A 17,060-nucleotide genomic window follows, 5' to 3' on the forward strand; every position below is an offset into this window, starting at 1 on the left:
GTCGTCTCAGCCAACCTGAGCATGTTAACGAAAAAGAAGGGTTACCTATGAAATTCAAAAAAGCGTTAGTGACTTCCCTGTTAGCTTGCATGTTGCCTGCCGCAGTGATGGCAAAAGACCTTCAGGTGGGCGTCTCTATGGCGCTGTTTGATGACAACTTCCTCACCATTCTGCGCACCGCAATGCAGAAAGAGATGCAGAAAGACAACATCAAAGGTCAGGTCGAAGACGCGAAAGGCGACGTTTCACAGCAGCTGCAGCAGGTTCAGAACTTCATTGGTCAGGGCGTTGACGCCATCATCGTTAACCCGGTAGACACCAACGCGGTAAAACCACTGGTGGACGCGGCGGCGAAAGCGGGCGTGCCGCTGGTGTTTGTTAACCGCAAACCGGCGGGTGAACTGAAAGACAAAATGGCCTTTGTCGGTTCCGACTCTGAACTGGCCGGTCGTCTGCAAATGGAAGCGTTAGCGAAAAAAATGAACGGCAAAGGCAACGTGGCGATTCTGCTGGGTGACCTCGCCAACGAATCGACCCGCGAGCGCACCAAAGGTGTTGAAGCGGTCGTCGCGAAATATCCTGGCATCAAAGTGGTACAGAAGCAGACCGCTAAATTCATGCGTAACGATGCGGTAGACGTGGTGAGCAACTGGTTAACCGCCGGTGATGACATCCAGGCCATTGCGTCTAACAACGATGAAATGGCCATTGGTGCACTGCAGGCGCTGGGTAAAAACCCGAACCACATCCTGGTTGCCGGTGTTGATGGCACCCCCGATGCGCTGCAAATGATCAAGAACGACAAAATGGTCGCCACCGTGTTCCAGGATGCTAAAGGCCAGGGTGAAGGCGCGGTACAAACGGCGGTCAAACTGATTAATGGCGAGAAAGTGCAAAAAGTCGTCGATATCCCGTTCCAGCTGATCACCAAAGACAATTACGAAAAGTTCGCCAGTCAGAATCAAAAATAACCGTTCCCGACTTAGCCGTACGGAGGTGATGTATGACCGCTTTTGCGCTTGAAGCCGAAGGCATCAGCAAGTTCTTCCCCGGAGTGAAGGCACTCGACAATGTCTCACTGCGTATAAAACCGGGGTCGGTACATGCCCTGATGGGTGAAAATGGCGCGGGCAAATCCACTTTAATGAAATGCCTTATCGGGATGTATCGTCCCGATAAGGGCACCATTCGCATTAAAGGGGAGCCGGTGCAGTTTCAGGACACCATGGATGCCTTGCGTTCTGGCATCTCCATGATTCACCAGGAGCTCAATCTGGTGCCTTACATGACCGTGGCCGAAAACATCTGGCTCGGTCGCGAACCGATGAAGTACGGCTTTGTCGATCACGGCAAACTCAATAAGCAAACGCAGGAGTTGCTGAACCGGTTGAATATCCGTCTGAAAGCGGATCGTATGGTCGGTGAGCTTAGTATCGCCTCGCAGCAGATGGTTGAAATTGCTAAAGCGGTATCGTGGAATTCGGACATCGTGATCATGGATGAACCGACCTCGGCACTGACAGAAACCGAAGTGGCGCATCTGTTCACCATCATCCGTGACCTGCGCGAGCAGGGTAAAGCCATCATCTATATCAGCCACAAAATGGATGAAATCTTCGCCATTACCGATGAGATCAGTATCTTCCGCGACGGTTCCTGGGTGGGCAGTAATGACACCAGCCACTATACCCGCCAATCGTTGATTACCCAGATGGTGGGCCGCGAACTGACGCAGCTGTTCCCGAAATTTAATGGGGAAATCGGCGAAGATGTGCTGACGGTGCGTAATTTAACCTGCAAAGACCGTTTTACCGATATCAACTTTACGGTGCGCAAGGGTGAAATTCTTGGCGTTGCCGGCTTGGTAGGTGCAGGGCGCAGCGAAGTGATGGAAAGCCTGTTCGGCATGGAGAGCTTCGACAGCGGTGAAATCCTGATTGATGGCGTCCCGGTGAAGATTGATTCCCCCTCCACGGCGATTGAGAAGGGCATGGCGTTTCTCACCGAAGATCGCAAAAAGTCCGGGTTGTTCCTGGTGCTGTCGGTGATGGAGAACATGAGCATCGTCAACATGCCGGATTACATCCACAAAAGCGGTTTTGTCAGCCATATCAAAATGGCGCAGGACTGCATGGATCAGATTCGCAAACTCAACATCAAAACCCCCACCATGGATCAGATCATCAATAACCTCAGCGGCGGTAATCAGCAGAAGGTGCTGATTGCGCGCTGGCTGCTGGCGCAACCGAAGATCCTGATCCTCGATGAACCGACGCGCGGTATTGATGTTGGGGCCAAAGCAGAAATTTATCGTTTGATCAGTGAACTGGCAAACCGTGGCGTCGCCATCATCATGGTGTCGTCCGAACTGCCAGAAATTCTCGGCATGAGCGACCGCGTGATGGTAATGCACGGCGGACGTATAACCGGCATCCTCGATAAAGAAGAGGCCAATCAGGAAACCATTTTGTCGTTGGCATCCGAGTGAGGCGTGAGACACCTATGAGTAATGTAAAAATTTCGGCCCCGCAGGCCGCAGAACAACCCTCTTTCTTCAGCAACCTGCGTCATAAGCTGCCTAAAGATACGGGTATTTTTGTTGTGATGGTGGGCATTGCCCTGATCTTTGAAATCGCAGGCTGGTACGTTCGTGACCAATCCTTCCTGATGAACACCAACCGCCTGGTGCTGATTGTGTTGCAGGTGGCGATTATCGGGATTATCGCCGTGGGCGTGACGCAAGTTATTATCACCACCGGTATCGATCTATCGTCCGGTTCGGTTATCGCCTTAACTGCGGTCGTCGCGGCGAGCCTGGCGCAGACCTCCGATAGCCTTACGCCAATGTATCCCTCATTGGTCAACCTGCCCGCCGTGATTCCGATTGTCGCCGGCATCGGAGTAGGGCTGTTGTGCGGCGTGATGAACGGTGTACTGATTACCAAAACCGGGATTCCTCCGTTTATCGCGACCCTCGGCATGATGGTTTCCGCGCGCGGTCTGGCGCAGTACTACACGCAGGGTAATCCGATCAGCTTCCTGTCAGATGGCTTTACCTCCATCGGCCAGGGCGCAATGCCGGTGATTATTTTCCTGGTGGTGGCGTTCCTGTTCCACATTGCGCTGAAGCACACCCGCTACGGCAAATATGTCTACGCGATTGGCGGCAACATGACCTCCGCCAAAGTGTCCGGCATCAACGTTAACAAGTACCTGATCATCGTCTATACCATCGCCGGTGCGCTCTCAGGGCTGGCGGGTGTGGTGCTGGCGGCGCGCGTGAGTAGCGGCCAGTCAAGTATGGGCATGGCCTACGAACTGGACGCCATCGCCGCAGCGGTTATCGGCGGTAGCAGCCTGATGGGCGGCGTTGGACGCATCACCGGTACGCTGATTGGCGCGGTGATCCTCGGACTGATTAAGAGCGGCTTTACCTTTATTGGTGTCGATGCGTACGTGCAGGACATTATTAAAGGCATCATCATCGTTGCCGCGGTTTCAATAGATATGCACCGCAACCGCAAAAAACGCTGATACGCTTCATACTTCGCGCTGTAGCGGCGTTGGCTGCGCCCGTTTACCCTGGTCACATAGTTGTCTATGCTCCCAGGGCTAAACGGGCTTGCCGCCTTGCTATAGCGCGAAGTATTTTGCGTATCGACACCGTGCATTTAACACAAAAATTCTCTCGGTCGGTTCCCTCTCCCGCGAGCGGGAGAGGGCCAGGGTGAGGGACAGCGCGCACCCTCCCCACCACATAAGTTTTCCTGCTGGTTAATCCCCTTCTTTCCCGCTCGTTTGGTTTCATTAACGCTATTTCTGCCCTTTATTGGCTATTTCTGCACCATACCCACTCATCGCGTCATCACTTTTTTGCACGCCTGCCTCGCATTTTCCGCACCATCGCAGTGCAACCTGATGCGTTCTTAATCCTTTTGCGTCATCGCCCGCGCTTATTAACCCGTTCGAGGTAATCACAAACGCTTATTTTCCGTGCCTTTAGGAAAAATCCGGCCATGCTTTTTTACCGCTTGAATAAACCTGGCCTGCATATTGCAACTTCATCTACACAAGCCAGCAGGCTGAGACGCCCAACCTGGGTATTCGGGGATTGACGGAGGCAACATGAATTTAAGACGACTCAAGTACTTTGTAAAAATCGTCGATATCGGCAGCCTGACTCAGGCAGCAGAAGTGCTGCACATCGCGCAGCCTGCGCTTAGCCAGCAGGTCGCTACGCTGGAAAATGAACTCGATCAGCAATTGCTGATCCGCACCAAGCGCGGCGTGACGCCAACCGAGGCCGGTAAAATTCTCTATGCCCACGCCCGTACTATTTTGCGTCAGTGCGAACAAGCGCAGACGGCGGTGATCAATGCCGGGCAGGCATTAAATGGTCAGGTATCGATTGGCTTAGCGCCGGGTACCGCCGCATCGTCACTTACCATGCCGCTGCTGCACACGGTGCGCGAGCAATTCCCCGATGTGCTGGTGTATCTGCATGAAAACAGCGGCACATCGCTGAATGAAAAAGTGATGAACGGCCAGCTGGATATGGCCGTGCTGTACGATCGCGCGCCGACGGCGGGCATCAACAGCATTCCACTGATGAAAGAGGAGCTTTACCTGGTGGGCGCCACGGCGTGTCCGGGCACCACGGTCGATCTGGCAGACGTCGCGCAGATGAGCCTGTTCCTGCCGCGTGATTACAGTGCGGTGCGCAAACGTGTGGACGAAGCCTTCTCGCTGCGCCGCCTCAGCGCTCGCATTATTGGTGAGATTGAGTCAATCTCGACGTTGACCGCCGCCGTAGCGAGCGGCATGGGCGTCACAGTATTGCCTGAATCCGCCGCGCGGGCGCTGGTCAGTTCAACACATGCTTGGATGGCGCGGATTAACAGCCCGTCGCTGAATTTGCCGCTGTCACTGAATATCTCGGCGCGTTTGCCGCTGTCGCCATCGGCGCAGGCAGTGAAAAACATTCTGCTGTCACTGCTGAATAAGCCGATGGTGGAAGATCGTGAATTGATGTTGGTGGGCTAAAATCGCAGCCAGCCGTTAACGCTTAACCTGGTAACCTATCGTGACCTGGTTACTGAGCACCGTGAGCGGCGGCTGTAAGGGCCCACGACGTATCGAGAAGTATTCGAAGTGGAAGGGCCCAGCCGCCGGAAAACCGGCGGGCAGGGTAATCTCACCCTGTTGTGCGGGCAAAGGTACGCAACGGCTGACGCTGCAAAATTGCAGGCGCAGCCCTTGCGGCGCCGGGCCATCCATTTTGATCTGCCATTGCAACGTCTCCGCGCTGGCATGTTGGGGCAGCGCCCCGGTGCTCTGAACGGGACGGCTTTTCAGCCTCTGCTTGCCGTGCGTCAGCGTGCCGCCGTAGCTTGCGCTGCTCCACGACCCGCTCGCCGCACCGGCCAGCGGCGATGCCGCCAGTAGCAGCATCCCCATTCCCAGCATCAAACACTTCATGCTTTACTACCAATCATCCACGTCATGCGCACATTACGCTGCGTGTTGATCTCCTGGCTGGAGAGCACCGCCATCTGTGGGAACATGCGGCGCAGATAGCGTGACAGCATCAGACGCAGCGATGGGTTAACCAGCAGCACCGGCGGTGCGCCAAGTCCTTCCTGATGCATCAACGCTTTCTCCGTCTGTTTCATCAGGTTTTCCGCAATACCCGGCTCGATGGCGCTGCCGCTCTGAGTCGCCTGCACCAGCAGTTGCTCCAGAGACATATCCAGCCCAATCACCTGAATATCCTCTTCGCCTGGGAACCACTGCTGCGTGATGGCGCGAGCCAGTCGGGCGCGCACGCGGGCGGTCAGATCGTCGGTATCGCTGTTCGGGCCGGCAAACTCGGCCAGCGTATCAATAATGGTACGCATATCACGAATCGGTACGCGCTCAGACAGCAGGTTTTGCAAGACCTTATGCAACATGGTCAGGCTAATGACCGCTGGAATCAGATCTTCCACCAGTTTTGGCGCATGTTTCGTCAGCTGATCGAGCAGCTGCTGCGCTTCCTGACGGCCAAACAGCTCTTCCGTATGGGTAGAGATCAAGTGATTAAGATGCGTGGCCACCACGGAGCTCGGATCCACCACCGTATATCCCAGCGTCTGCGCCAGTTCGCGATGTACTTCATCAATCCAGCGAGCAGGCAGTCCAAAGGTTGGCTCGGTACAGGCGGTGCCGGGAACTTCACCCTCCGCGCAGCCGGGATCGATCGCCATCCAGCGATCGGGCTGAACTTCCCCGTGACCAATCTCCACGCCTTTCAGCAGGATGCGATAACGCGTCGGCGGCAGGTCGAGGTTGTCACGAATATGCACCGCCGGCGGCAGGAAGCCCATTTGCTGAGCAAACTTTTTACGAATGCCGCGTACGCGCGTCAGCAGCTGTCCGTTCTGCTCCTGATCCACCATGGGGATCAGGCGGTAGCCCACTTCCAGCCCTAGCTCATCTTCCATCTGTACGTCCGACCAGGTGGCTTCATTCACCTGCGCCGCTTCGGCTTCCGCCATCATCGGATCGTGTGAGACAGAACCTGATGCGCCAGATTTCTTCTGCTCAGCCTGACGGCCACGCAGCCACCATGCGGTGAGCAGCAGCACGGCAGTAAACAGCAGGAAGACAAAGTTTGGCATGCCCGGAATCAGACCGAGCAGGCCAATTACCGCGGCGGCCAGCAGCAGTACGCGCGGAGAGGTAAACAGCTGGCTCACCATCTGCTCGCCAACATCCTGGTCGTTAACCACGCGTGTCACCACCACACCCGCAGCGGTAGAGATCACCAGACCCGGAATCTGTGCCACCAGACCATCACCGATGGTCAGCAGGGTGTAGGTTTCGCCCGCCATTCCCGCGGACATATCGTGCTGCATCACGCCAATAATCAGTCCACCGATAATGTTGATGGCCATGATCATTAAACCAGCGATGGCGTCGCCGCGCACAAACTTACTGGCACCGTCCATCGACCCGTAGAAGTCGGCTTCCTGCGTCACCTCTTTACGGCGACGCTTGGCTTCATCTTCGCCAATCAGGCCGGCATTCAGATCCGCATCAATCGCCATCTGTTTGCCCGGCATCCCATCAAGGGTAAAGCGCGCACCCACTTCAGCGATACGGCCGGCACCTTTGGTGATGACCATAAAGTTGATGATGATCAGAATCACGAAGACGATAATACCGATGGCAAAGTTGCCGCCCACCAGGAAGTGGCCAAAGGCCTCCACCACTTGGCCAGCCGCGCCGGCACCCGTATGGCCGTGCATCAGGATCACACGCGTTGAGGCCACGTTCAGCGCCAGGCGGAGCAGGGTAGAGAACAGCAGCACCGTCGGGAAGGCCGAGAACTCCAGCGTATTCTGGGTGAACATCGCCACCAGCAGAATCATGATCGACAGCACGATGTTGAAGGTGAACAACAGGTCCAGCACGAAAGTTGGCAGCGGCAGGATCATCATCGCGAGGATGGTCATGATCAGCACTGGCCCCGCCAGCACCTGCCATTGGGTTTCCTTCATGTTGGGCAAACGTAATTTTGTGGCGAGGTTAGCCATCACTCTTTACTCTCTTGTGCGAAATCCAGCGCGGCCGGAACCGGAAGGTCTTTCGGCAGCTGCGGGCGTTGACCTAAGCCTTTTCGCCAGCGACGCAGGCTATAAACCCAGGCCAGCACTTCAGCTACGGCGTTATACAATTCAGTGGGAACCGGTTGTCCCGGTTCACAATGGCGATAAAGGGCACGCGCCAGCGGCGGCGCTTCCAGCATGGGTACGCGGTTTTCGTCCGCCAATTCACGGATGCGTAGCGCAATCAGACCGCTACCGCTGGCCACCACAATCGGTGCCCCCATACTGCCTTCTTGATATTTCAGCGCGACCGAATAGTGGGTGGGGTTGTTCACCACCACGTCTGCTGCGGGCACATCGCTCATCATGCGTGATTGCGCCATCTGGCGTTGAAGCTGCCTGACGCGACCTTTCAGCTGCGGATCACCTTCCTGATTTTTGAACTCGTCTTTAATCTCCTGACGACTCATACGCAGCTTTTTAAAGTGGCTCCACAGCTGGTAAATCACATCGAAGGCCACCATCGGGATTAGTGACAGGATGATCACCAGCATGCAGCCGAGCAGCAGGCGGCTAATGTCACCTAATGCCATGCCGAGCGGTTCAAACACCAGCCCAATAAACTTCATCTTGTTGAGCCAGAGAAACAGTCCGCCACCGATCCCCGCCAGCGATACTTTCAGAATCGCTTTAGTCATTTCAGACAGCATCTGCGAGGAGAACAGGCGCTTGATACCGCTGATCGGGTTCAGTTTCTTCGCGCTGAACTTGATCGCTTTCCCGCTCAGATTGAGGCCGCCAATGATGGAAGGCGCCACCAGGGCGGTAATAAACAGGCCGCCGACAAACGGCAGCATCGCCAGAAAGGCGCTGCCGAGTAGCGCACCGGCGTGATGCAGCATATGTTGAGGGTCGCTCACCAATAGCCGGTCAAACACCAAACCGTTATGCAGCATATGCATCAGTTTGCGCGCCAGATGATCGCCGCCGGAAACCATCAATCCCCAGCCAACCAGCAGCATCGCGAGCGTGGTTAACTCACGCGAGCGCGGAATCTGTCCCTCTTCCCTCGCCTTCTGTTTTCGGTGGGGTGTGGGGTCTTCCGTTTTGTCGTTTTCACTCTCTTCGGACATAGGTTTCGCCAGGCCGGGTTAGAAGCCGAGCGACTCCAGCAGGTCATCTACCTGATCCTGAGACGTGGCGATGCCTTCTGCCATGGCATCGATTTGCGGACCGTTTTTCAGATTTTCCATCTCAGGCGGCGCGACGGCTTCACGTTCACCCATGTTTTCAACCAGCACATTAATCAGCTCTTTCTCCACGGTCTCAATCACATGCATCAGGCTTTGTAGCACCTGGCCGGTGAGATCCTGGAAATCCTGCGCCATCATGATTTCGGTCAGCTGGCGATTGGTCAGCTGGGTTAATTCCGGTACCTGTTGCAGATAGCCGCGCGTCGCTTTAACCAGCTCGCGCGCATCGTCCAGCGGCTGTGGATTGGCGAACCAGGCATCCCAGCGTGCGCTCAGCTGCGTGGCATTTTCGCTCAGCGTATCCTGCAGCGGACGGGCCACTTCAACGCTGGTTAACGCACGATCGGCGGCCTGTGAGGTTTTACCCACCACATAGTTAAGGCGATCGCGGGTATTGGGAAAGGCATCGGCCACTTCCATAATCGCCTGCTCTAGCCCGAGATTGGCCATGCTATTACGCAGCAGGCGAGTCAGCTGACCAATGCGTAAAAAGAGATCTTTCGTGTTATCCGAAGCCATGCTCATTACCCAAGTTTTTCAAAAATTTTGCCGAGCTTCTCTTCCAGCGTGGCAGCGGTAAACGGCTTAACGATGTATCCATTGGCACCGGCCTGGGCGGCGGCAATAATATTTTCGCGTTTGGCTTCAGCGGTAACCATCAGCACCGGCATTTTCGCCATAGCGGGATCGAGGCGAATGGTTTTCAGCAGTTCCAGACCGTCGATATTCGGCATGTTCCAGTCGCTGACCACGAAATCGAATTCGCCAGCACGCAGCTTATTCAGCGCATCCTGTCCGTCTTCGGCTTCTTCAATGTTCTTGTAACCCAGGTCCTGCAGCAGGTTACGTACGATGCGTCGCATGGTGGCGAAGTCATCGACCACCAGAAAACGCAGGCTTTTATCCGTCATGTGAGTTGTCTCCTGAACGTCCGGCAGACGTTCTGTTTCGTTGTTTGTTATGGCTAAAACTGTCCAGCAGGTGCTGGCTGATATCATCGAGATCGACCACCGCTTTCACGCCGCCCAGCGCTATGGCTTCGCGCGGCATGCCAAACACCACGCAGGTGGCTTCGCTTTGCGCCAGGGTGTAAGCGCAAGCGTTGTATAACGCCAGCATGCCGCGCGCGCCGTCGTGGCCCATGCCGGTGAGAATGGCGGCGCTGGCGTGTCGACCGGCATGCAACGCCACCGAGTGAAACAGCACATCCACCGAAGGACGATGGCGATTCACTTCCAGCGCGTTGCTCAGGCGAACGGCATAACCTTTGCCCTGACGCACGATCTCCATGTGCAAATCGCCTGGCGCAATCAACGCGGTGCCCATCTGCACGCGCTCACCATCCTGCGCTTCACGCACGTTGATCGCGCAAAGCGAATCGAGGCGCTGTGCAAAGGAGCGGGTAAAGCCCGCGGGCATATGCTGGGCAATCACAATCCCCGGGCAATTGACCGGCATCTGCACCAGCACCCGGCGCAGTGCTTCGGTGCCGCCGGTGGAGGATCCGATGGCAATGAGACTTTCGTGACCCACGCGCGCGTCAAAAATGGGCTGACGCTGCTGCGGGCTGGCGTGACCCTGGCCCAACCGGGCTTTTGCCGAACTGCGAATCTTCTCCACCACGCGTTCGCCCCACTCTTGCCAGTCGCTGTTGGTGTGCGCATCGGGTTTGGCGATAAAATCCACCGCGCCCTGTTCCAGCGCACGCAGAGTGGTGTGTGAACCCTGCGTGGTCATGGATGAGATCATCACGACCGGCATTGGGCGCAGCCGCATCAGGCGGGAAAGAAACTCCAGCCCATCCATGCGCGGCATATCGATATCCAGCGTCAGCACATCCGGATTGAGTTTCTTGATCAGCTCGCGCGCCACCAGCGGATCCGGCGCGGTGGCCACCATTTCCATATCCGGCTGCTGATTGATGATGGCGCTGAGCATGTTGCGCATCAGTGCGGAATCATCCACGGCCATGACGCGAATCCGCTTCACGCGCGGCTCTCCAGCACTTCATATACCGACTGCCCGCGTAGACGCAGCGGGATATTCGGATAGTTGAAATGTTCGGAATGGCCGACAAACAGCAACCCACCGGGTTTCAGCATGCGGGCAAAGCGTTGCAGCAGACGCTCCTGGGTAGGTGCATCAAAGTAGATCATCACGTTACGGCAAAAAATCGCGTCGACAGACTCAGGCACGCTTGCCCAGTTGGCATCCAGCAGGTTGAGCTGCAGATAGTTGATGCTCGCCAGCAGTTCACGCTTCACCTTCACCATTTCACTGTTCTCACCCGAGCCGCGTAAAAAATAGTGGCGCTTCTGCATCAGCGACAGCGTGTCTAAATCGCTCAGACGGTAGACGCCCGCTTCGGCCCGGGCTAACACGTCGGTATCAATATCCGAGGCCCAGATACGCGGTCCGGAAAGGGAGGCGCCGAGCGTTTCATTTAGCGTCATGGCGATTGAGCAGGGCTCTTCACCGGTAGAGGCGGCGGTGCACCACACGCGGTAGCCGTTCCGGCGTTGATGCGCGTGCTGCGCCAGCACCGGAAAATGGTGGGCCTCACGGAAGAAGGAGGTCAGGTTAGTGGTCAGCGCATTAATGAATGTTTGCCACTCCGGATGTTCCGGATGGGATTCAAGAATCTGCGCGTACTCGCTGAAGTTATTCAGCGCCAATTCATGCACACGACGCGAAAGACGATTAAAAATCATCTCGCGTTTATGGGCATTAACCACAATACCGGCGCGGCGGTAAATTAATTTGCCAAAGCGCGCTAATTCGCCATCCGATAAAATCAGCTGATGACGTAATAAGCGCGCAGAGTTGCTAGTAATTAGGCTCATAGAATATTAACAAGCCTTAAACCGGCGTGTTCATTATTTCCTGATAGGCGCTAATCATCTTATTTCTCGCCTGCATACCGAAGCTAAATGAAATTGATGACTTCTGCATAGAGAGCATAACGTCATTCAGGCCAATATCACTGGCGCCAGACATCCATTGCTGCGTGGTATTCTTGGCATCGAGCTGAGTTTTGTTTATTTCATTGATACTGTTAAATAGCGCATCTGAAAAAGAGAAGCCTTTCTCGGGCGCGTCCAGTCTGGCTTTCGGTGCGCCTGAAAGCTGCTGCGCCTGGGTCTGGATCTGATCAAGCACGCCACGCATGAGTGTTGCTGACATTTTTTACGTCCTGAGTGAGTAAAATAAAACGCTATTTGTTAATACTGAGTTAATTGCACATCTTTTAAACGTCAGCAGCTTAACATGTATATAAAACCTGAAGAAAATCCGATAAGCGAACAGAACTTTGAGCTTATCCGGGATTAAATTTTCCCCTAATGCGTCGATAATGCCTGCCTGAAAATTCTCCCACGAATTTGAATTTGTCGTTATCGGTATACGCTCAGGCGTCAGCCGGCACGCATTATCGATACATGATATTTCTTACAGGATCAGGCATGAGTGCCACATTGAATGATTTAACCAACAACCCGGCTGAGCAATTTAAATCGGCAATATCATGGCTGCGTAGCAGCCCGAAATTGCTATTGGTGATTTGCGCCGCCGCGGCATTGTCAGTGATTATCGCGCTGATGTTCTGGGCGAAAGAGCCGGACTATAAAGTGTTGTTTAGCAACATCAGCGATGAGGATGGCGGTGCCATTGTCGCGCAGCTGTCTCAGCTCAACGTCCCGTATCGCATTGATACACCGGGCGGGGTGATTATGGTGCCGGAAGCCCAGGTGCATGAAGTGCGCATGAAGCTGGCGCAGCAGGGGCTGCCGAAAGGTGGCGAGGTAGGCTTTGAGCTGATGGACCAGGAGAAATTCGGCACCAGCCAGTTCAGCGAGCAGGTGAATTACCAGCGCGCGCTGGAAGGCGAACTGGCTCGCACCATCGAAAACCTCGGTCCTATCCAGCTGGCACGTGTACATCTTGCGGTACCGAAGCCCTCGATGTTTGTGCGCGACCAAAAGCTGCCAACGGCATCGGTGACCGTCAACCTGATTAAAGGCCGGACGCTGGATGAAGGGCAGGTGGTGGCGATCACCCATCTGATCTCCAGTGCGGTCACGGGTTTGACCGCAGAGAACGTCACCATCGTCGATCAGCGTGGCAATCTGCTGACGCAACGTGGCGTGGGTGGCTTACAAACTTCACAGCTGAAATACACCAGTGAACTGGAAAATGATTATCAGCAGCGCATCCAGCGCATCCTGGCGCCGCTGGTGGGCGACAGTAATGTGCGTGCACAGGTCACCGCGCAGCTTGATTTCACCCAGCAAGAGCAAACGCAGGAACAGTATCAGCCGAACGCCGATCCACAAAAAATGGCGATTCGTAGCCGTCAGGCCAGCCTTGCTGAGCAGGGCAATGGTCGCGCCACCGGCGGCGTGCCTGGTGCGCTGAGCAACTCGCCACCAACGCCAGCGTCGGCACCGATTACCCAACCGCTAAACACGGCGGCAGCGGAGGCGAAGAAAGGCACCAATGCGAATAGCACCACGACGTCAACGTCCACGCCTGCCAGCAGCGGACAGCCTTTTAACAACCGCAGTGACGAAACCACCAACTTCGAGCTGGATCGCACGCTGACGCACATCAAATCCAACATGGGCAGCATTCAACGTCTTTCGGTCGCGGTGGTGATTAACCATCTACCGCAGGGCGAAGAGGGCAAAGTGCAGCCGCTGAGTGAGGCGGAGCTGACGCGCATTAGCGCGCTAGTGAAAGAGGCGATCGGCTACAGCGAAAGCCGTGGCGACAGCGTCAATATCATGAACTCGCCGTTCAACGGCATTGTGGAAGAGCCGCTGCCGCCGATCTGGAAGCAAGAGCGATTCCAGTCACTGATGATGACGCTGGCCCGCTATCTGATGATTGCGCTTATTGCCTGGGTGATGTGGCGCAAGCTGGTTCAGCCAGCGTGGCTGCGCCACCACGAGATCACCTTGCGCCGTCTTGAGATTGAAAAAGAGACGCGTCAGGAAGAGATTGCGGCGAAAAAACGTGCCGCCGAGAAGGAAGCCAGCGATCGGGCGCAGCAGCGCGTCGATACCGAAATCAACAGCCAACAGCTGCGTGAACTGGCGGAGCAGGAGCCACGCGTCATTGCTCTGGTTATCCGTCAGTGGATGAATAAGGAACACACTAAATGAAGGCCTCAGATAAAAGCGCCATTGTCATGCTGACGCTGGGCGATGAACTGGCCGCTGAGGTGTTTAAGCATCTCAATGCCCATGAGGTAAAGCAGATCAGTAGCTCTATGGTCAACATGGCGGGATTCACCCATGACCAGATGGCTGCGGTACTGCGTGAGTTCAAGAAAGACTCAACCGAGTACGCTGCGCTCAGCCTCAACACCAACGATTATCTGCGCAGCGTGCTGGTTAAGGCGCTGGGCGAAGAGCGCGCGACCTCGCTGCTGGAAGATCTGCTGGATACCCATCAGGGCACCAACGGTATCGAAACGCTGAACTTTATGGAGCCGCAGTCGGTGTTTGACCTGATCCGCGAAGAGCATCCGCAGATCATCGCCACCATCCTCGTGCACCTTAAGCGCAACCAGGCGGCTGATGTACTGGGCAAATTCGAAGATCGCGAACGTAACGACATTATGTTGCGTATTGCCACCTTCGGCGGCGTTCAGCCAGCTGCGCTGCAGGAGCTGACCGAAGTGCTGAATAACCTGTTGCACGGTCAGAATCTCAAACGCAGCAAAATGGGCGGGGTACGACCTGCCGCAGAGATTCTCAACCTGATGAAATCGCAGCAGGAAGAGCTGGCCATTGAGGCCGTGCGTGAGTTCGATGGCGAACTGGCGCAGAAGATCATCGACGAGATGTTCCTGTTCGAAAACCTGGTCGAAGTGGAAGATCGCAGCATCCAGCGCCTGTTGCAGGAGATCGAGAACGAAACCCTGCTGATTGCGCTGAAAGGGGCCGACGAACCGCTGCGCGAGAAATTCTTCTTCAATATGTCGCGTCGTCAGGCGGATCTGATGAAAGAAGATTTACTGTCGCGCGGACCGGTACGCCTGTCGCAGGTGGAAGCGGAGCAGAAAACCATCCTCAACGTGGTGCGCCGCCTGGCCGAAACCGGCGAAATCATCATCGGAGGCAGCGACGATGCCTACGTTTGATAAAAAGTTTGAGCAGGCCAGCGGCACGGAATGGCGCAGCTGGCAGCCTGATAACCTGCTGAGTGATACCAGCGCCGTGGCCGCACCGCTGCCAACGCTGGATAGCCTTCAAAGCGAACAGGACATTCAGGCCGAACTGGCCCGCTTACGCAAGCAGGCCGAACAGCAGGGATATCAGCAGGGGCTAAGCAGTGGTCAGGAAGAGGGCCGCAAGCAGGGTTTTGACGCGGGCGTACGCGAAGGCCGCGAAGCCGGACTGGCACAGGGCAAAGCCGATGCCGTCGCCCAGCAGCAACAGCTGCTGCGTCAGGCCGAGGGCTGGGTCAGCAATTTTAAACTGGCGATGGACAGCCTGGAAAGCCTGGTGCCGGGGCGTCTGGTGCAGCTTTCATTAATGGCGGTGCAGCAGCTGTACGGATCGGCCAGCGTGGCGGACAACACGGCGCTGCTGAAGCAGATCCGCAACCTGATGAAACAGGACGCGCTGCTGCACGGCACCATGCAACTCTACGTGCATCCAGACGATCGGCAGAATGTCGCCGCCGCCATGGGTGACACCCTGGCGCAGCTGGGATGGGAGCTGCACAGCGATGCGCAGCTGGCCCCCGGCGGCTGCCGCATCATCTCGCCGGAAGTGGAGTTTGATGCCAGCCTGGAAACACGCTGGCAGGCGCTGTGCCAGCTGGCGCGCGAGGAGCTGTCACAATGAGTCAGCAGTTGAAAAACTGGCTGCAGGCGCTGGATCGTGTGGAAGAGAAGCTGGGCGACATGCCCTGTTTCCGCCAGTACGGCAAACTCACGCGCGCCACCGGTCTGGTGATGGAAGCCGTTGGGCTCAAACTGCCGATTGGCGCGCTGTGCGTTGTTGAGCGTCGCACCAGTCAGGGCATTAGCGCGGTAGAGAGCGAAGTGGTGGGCTTTAACGGCTCCACGCTCTACCTGATGCCGCTTGAGCAGGTAGATGGCATTCTGCCCGGCGCACGCGTGTACGCGCCCGAAGCCGATACCAGCCAGGGCAAACAGCTGCCGGTTGGGCCGCACCTGTTAGGCCGCGTGCTGGATGCGCAAGGGCGGCCGCTGGATGGTCGTCCACCGGCCGGTAAACCAGCCGCCAGCCTGTTCACGCCGGTACTCAATCCGCTCCATCGCGATCCTATTAAAACCGTGCTGGACGTGGGCGTACGCGCCATCAACGGCCTGCTGACGGTCGGTCGTGGCCAGCGTATGGGCCTGTTCGCCGGATCGGGCGTGGGTAAGAGTGTGCTGCTAGGCATGATGGCACGCTTCACCACCGCCGATGTGATCGTGGTGGGGCTGATTGGTGAACGTGGCCGTGAAGTGAAAGATTTTATCGAGAACATTCTCGGTGAAGAGGGACGTGAGCACGCGGTGGTGATTGCCGCGCCTGCCGATGTCTCGCCGATCCTGCGCATGCAGGGTGCCGTTTACGCGACGCGCATCGCCGAAGATTTCCGCGATCGGGGCATGAACGTGCTGCTGATTATGGATTCCCTGACGCGTTACGCCATGGCGCAGCGTGAAGTGGCGCTGGCCATTGGTGAGCCACCGGCGACCAAAGGGTATCCACCGTCGGTCTTTGCCCGTTTGCCCGCGCTGGTTGAGCGCACCGGTAACGGTATGCCTGGCGGCGGTTCCATCACCGCGTTTTACACCGTTCTGACCGAAGGCGACGACCAGCAAGATCCGATTGCCGATTCGGCGCGCGCCATTCTGGATGGCCATATCGTCCTGTCGCGCCGGCTGGCAGAGCAGGGGCATTATCCTGCGATTGATATTGAAGCGTCAATCAGTCGTGCCATGACCGAACTGATCCCGCACGCGCAGTACCGCAAAGTGCAGCGTTTTAAACAGCTGCTCTCTGCCTATCAACGTAACCGCGATTTGGTCAGCGTAGGTGCCTATGTAAAAGGCAGCGATCCCTTGCTCGACCAGGCGATTAGCCAATATCCGGACCTGGAGGCCTTTCTCCATCAGGCCATCCATGAACGCAGCGGCTATGACGACGCGATCGGCGCGCTGAACCACCTGTTTCCCACCCTAACGGAATAAGCT

The 17,060-nt window shown here is 56.3% G+C and carries 16 protein-coding genes; 8 read left to right on the forward strand and 8 right to left on the reverse strand.

Features of this window, described 5'->3' with window-relative positions; genetic code table 11:
* The first annotated feature begins 47 nt into the window (after window positions 1-47).
* The 4 genes from AAGR08_RS06285 to nac all read left to right on the forward strand — a co-directional run bounded on the left by AAGR08_RS06285 (window position 48) and on the right by nac (window position 5,043).
* A complete protein-coding gene (locus AAGR08_RS06285) occupies window positions 48-971 on the forward strand; it encodes a sugar ABC transporter substrate-binding protein (protein ID WP_345829134.1) in 924 nt (307 codons plus the stop codon).
* A gap of 32 nt (window positions 972-1,003) precedes the next feature.
* Window positions 1,004-2,488 (forward strand): sugar ABC transporter ATP-binding protein, encoded by a 1,485-nt coding sequence (locus AAGR08_RS06290; protein WP_345829135.1) that lies wholly within the window; start codon window positions 1,004-1,006, stop codon window positions 2,486-2,488.
* 14 nt (window positions 2,489-2,502) lie between these two features.
* Window positions 2,503-3,534 (forward strand): ABC transporter permease, encoded by a 1,032-nt coding sequence (locus AAGR08_RS06295; protein ID WP_097096795.1) that lies wholly within the window; start codon window positions 2,503-2,505, stop codon window positions 3,532-3,534.
* A 591-nt stretch (window positions 3,535-4,125) separates the two neighbouring features.
* A complete protein-coding gene (gene nac / locus AAGR08_RS06300; protein WP_097096796.1) occupies window positions 4,126-5,043 on the forward strand; it encodes a nitrogen assimilation transcriptional regulator NAC in 918 nt (305 codons plus the stop codon).
* A gap of 15 nt (window positions 5,044-5,058) precedes the next feature.
* Here nac and AAGR08_RS06305 read toward each other — a convergent pair whose 3' ends face one another.
* The 8 genes from AAGR08_RS06305 to fliE are packed head-to-tail and all read right to left on the reverse strand — an operon-like array spanning window position 5,059 to window position 12,025.
* Window positions 5,059-5,478 carry a flagellar protein FlhE gene (locus AAGR08_RS06305; protein WP_345829137.1) on the reverse strand — a complete coding sequence of 140 codons (420 nt, stop codon included), beginning with the start codon at window positions 5,476-5,478 and terminating at the stop codon, window positions 5,059-5,061.
* The gene (gene flhA / locus AAGR08_RS06310; protein WP_097096797.1) at window positions 5,475-7,577 is read right to left on the reverse strand and encodes a flagellar biosynthesis protein FlhA; all 2,103 of its coding nucleotides are present in this window, start codon (window positions 7,575-7,577) and stop codon (window positions 5,475-5,477) included. Before flhA ends, AAGR08_RS06305 begins: the two co-directional genes overlap by 4 nt.
* The gene (flhB, locus tag AAGR08_RS06315; RefSeq protein WP_345829139.1) at window positions 7,577-8,722 is read right to left on the reverse strand and encodes a flagellar biosynthesis protein FlhB; all 1,146 of its coding nucleotides are present in this window, start codon (window positions 8,720-8,722) and stop codon (window positions 7,577-7,579) included. The genes flhA and flhB overlap by 1 nt, the downstream gene beginning before the upstream one ends.
* Window positions 8,723-8,740: 18 nt before the next feature.
* Window positions 8,741-9,367 (reverse strand): protein phosphatase CheZ, encoded by a 627-nt coding sequence (gene cheZ / locus AAGR08_RS06320; RefSeq protein ID WP_345829140.1) that lies wholly within the window; start codon window positions 9,365-9,367, stop codon window positions 8,741-8,743.
* Complete coding sequence (gene cheY / locus AAGR08_RS06325) at window positions 9,367-9,753, reverse strand: chemotaxis response regulator CheY (protein WP_097096800.1); 387 nt, start codon at window positions 9,751-9,753, stop codon at window positions 9,367-9,369. Before cheY ends, cheZ begins: the two co-directional genes overlap by 1 nt.
* Entirely contained in the window at window positions 9,743-10,831 is a 1,089-nt protein-coding gene (locus tag AAGR08_RS06330; RefSeq protein WP_345829141.1) for a chemotaxis response regulator protein-glutamate methylesterase, read from the reverse strand. Before AAGR08_RS06330 ends, cheY begins: the two co-directional genes overlap by 11 nt.
* On the reverse strand, window positions 10,828-11,685 hold the full coding sequence (locus AAGR08_RS06335; RefSeq protein WP_097096802.1) for a CheR family methyltransferase: 858 nt from the start codon (window positions 11,683-11,685) through the stop codon (window positions 10,828-10,830). Before AAGR08_RS06335 ends, AAGR08_RS06330 begins: the two co-directional genes overlap by 4 nt.
* A 16-nt stretch (window positions 11,686-11,701) precedes the next feature.
* Entirely contained in the window at window positions 11,702-12,025 is a 324-nt protein-coding gene (fliE, locus tag AAGR08_RS06340) for a flagellar hook-basal body complex protein FliE (protein WP_345829143.1), read from the reverse strand.
* Between the two features lie 278 nt (window positions 12,026-12,303).
* Here fliE and fliF point away from each other — a divergent pair, with 278 nt between their 5' ends.
* From fliF to fliI, 4 genes are read left to right on the forward strand one after another with little or no spacing between them, the layout of a single operon-like run.
* Window positions 12,304-14,004: a flagellar basal-body MS-ring/collar protein FliF gene (gene fliF / locus AAGR08_RS06345; RefSeq protein WP_345829144.1), complete on the forward strand. Its 1,701-nt coding sequence runs from the start codon at window positions 12,304-12,306 to the stop codon at window positions 14,002-14,004.
* A complete protein-coding gene (fliG, locus tag AAGR08_RS06350) occupies window positions 14,001-14,987 on the forward strand; it encodes a flagellar motor switch protein FliG (RefSeq protein WP_097096805.1) in 987 nt (328 codons plus the stop codon). Before fliF ends, fliG begins: the two co-directional genes overlap by 4 nt.
* Complete coding sequence (locus AAGR08_RS06355; protein WP_097096806.1) at window positions 14,974-15,696, forward strand: flagellar assembly protein FliH; 723 nt, start codon at window positions 14,974-14,976, stop codon at window positions 15,694-15,696. The genes fliG and AAGR08_RS06355 overlap by 14 nt, the downstream gene beginning before the upstream one ends.
* Window positions 15,693-17,057, forward strand: coding sequence for a flagellar protein export ATPase FliI (fliI, locus tag AAGR08_RS06360; RefSeq protein ID WP_345829146.1), 1,365 nt, complete (start codon window positions 15,693-15,695; stop codon window positions 17,055-17,057). The genes AAGR08_RS06355 and fliI overlap by 4 nt, the downstream gene beginning before the upstream one ends.
* Window positions 17,058-17,060 lie beyond the last annotated feature (3 nt).

Origin of the sequence: Pantoea sp. BRR-3P, from assembly GCF_039621635.1 — a bacterium.
GTDB lineage: Bacteria > Pseudomonadota > Gammaproteobacteria > Enterobacterales > Enterobacteriaceae > Pantoea > Pantoea floridensis.

Excerpts from the sequence above, each read along its gene's own strand:
- flhA (WP_097096797.1), bottom strand. The coding sequence starts at position 7,577 with ATGGCTAACCTCGCCACAAAATTACGTTTGCCCAACATGAAGGAAACC.
- fliF (WP_345829144.1), top strand. The coding sequence starts at position 12,304 with ATGAGTGCCACATTGAATGATTTAACCAACAACCCGGCTGAGCAATTT.
- AAGR08_RS06290 (WP_345829135.1), top strand. The coding sequence starts at position 1,004 with ATGACCGCTTTTGCGCTTGAAGCCGAAGGCATCAGCAAGTTCTTCCCC.
- fliI (WP_345829146.1), top strand. The coding sequence starts at position 15,693 with ATGAGTCAGCAGTTGAAAAACTGGCTGCAGGCGCTGGATCGTGTGGAA.
- AAGR08_RS06295 (WP_097096795.1), top strand. The coding sequence starts at position 2,503 with ATGAGTAATGTAAAAATTTCGGCCCCGCAGGCCGCAGAACAACCCTCT.
- AAGR08_RS06305 (WP_345829137.1), bottom strand. The coding sequence starts at position 5,478 with ATGAAGTGTTTGATGCTGGGAATGGGGATGCTGCTACTGGCGGCATCG.
- cheY (WP_097096800.1), bottom strand. The coding sequence starts at position 9,753 with ATGACGGATAAAAGCCTGCGTTTTCTGGTGGTCGATGACTTCGCCACC.
- AAGR08_RS06335 (WP_097096802.1), bottom strand. The coding sequence starts at position 11,685 with ATGAGCCTAATTACTAGCAACTCTGCGCGCTTATTACGTCATCAGCTG.
- AAGR08_RS06355 (WP_097096806.1), top strand. The coding sequence starts at position 14,974 with ATGCCTACGTTTGATAAAAAGTTTGAGCAGGCCAGCGGCACGGAATGG.
- flhB (WP_345829139.1), bottom strand. The coding sequence starts at position 8,722 with ATGTCCGAAGAGAGTGAAAACGACAAAACGGAAGACCCCACACCCCAC.
- fliG (WP_097096805.1), top strand. The coding sequence starts at position 14,001 with ATGAAGGCCTCAGATAAAAGCGCCATTGTCATGCTGACGCTGGGCGAT.
- cheZ (WP_345829140.1), bottom strand. The coding sequence starts at position 9,367 with ATGAGCATGGCTTCGGATAACACGAAAGATCTCTTTTTACGCATTGGT.
- nac (WP_097096796.1), top strand. The coding sequence starts at position 4,126 with ATGAATTTAAGACGACTCAAGTACTTTGTAAAAATCGTCGATATCGGC.
- AAGR08_RS06285 (WP_345829134.1), top strand. The coding sequence starts at position 48 with ATGAAATTCAAAAAAGCGTTAGTGACTTCCCTGTTAGCTTGCATGTTG.
- fliE (WP_345829143.1), bottom strand. The coding sequence starts at position 12,025 with ATGTCAGCAACACTCATGCGTGGCGTGCTTGATCAGATCCAGACCCAG.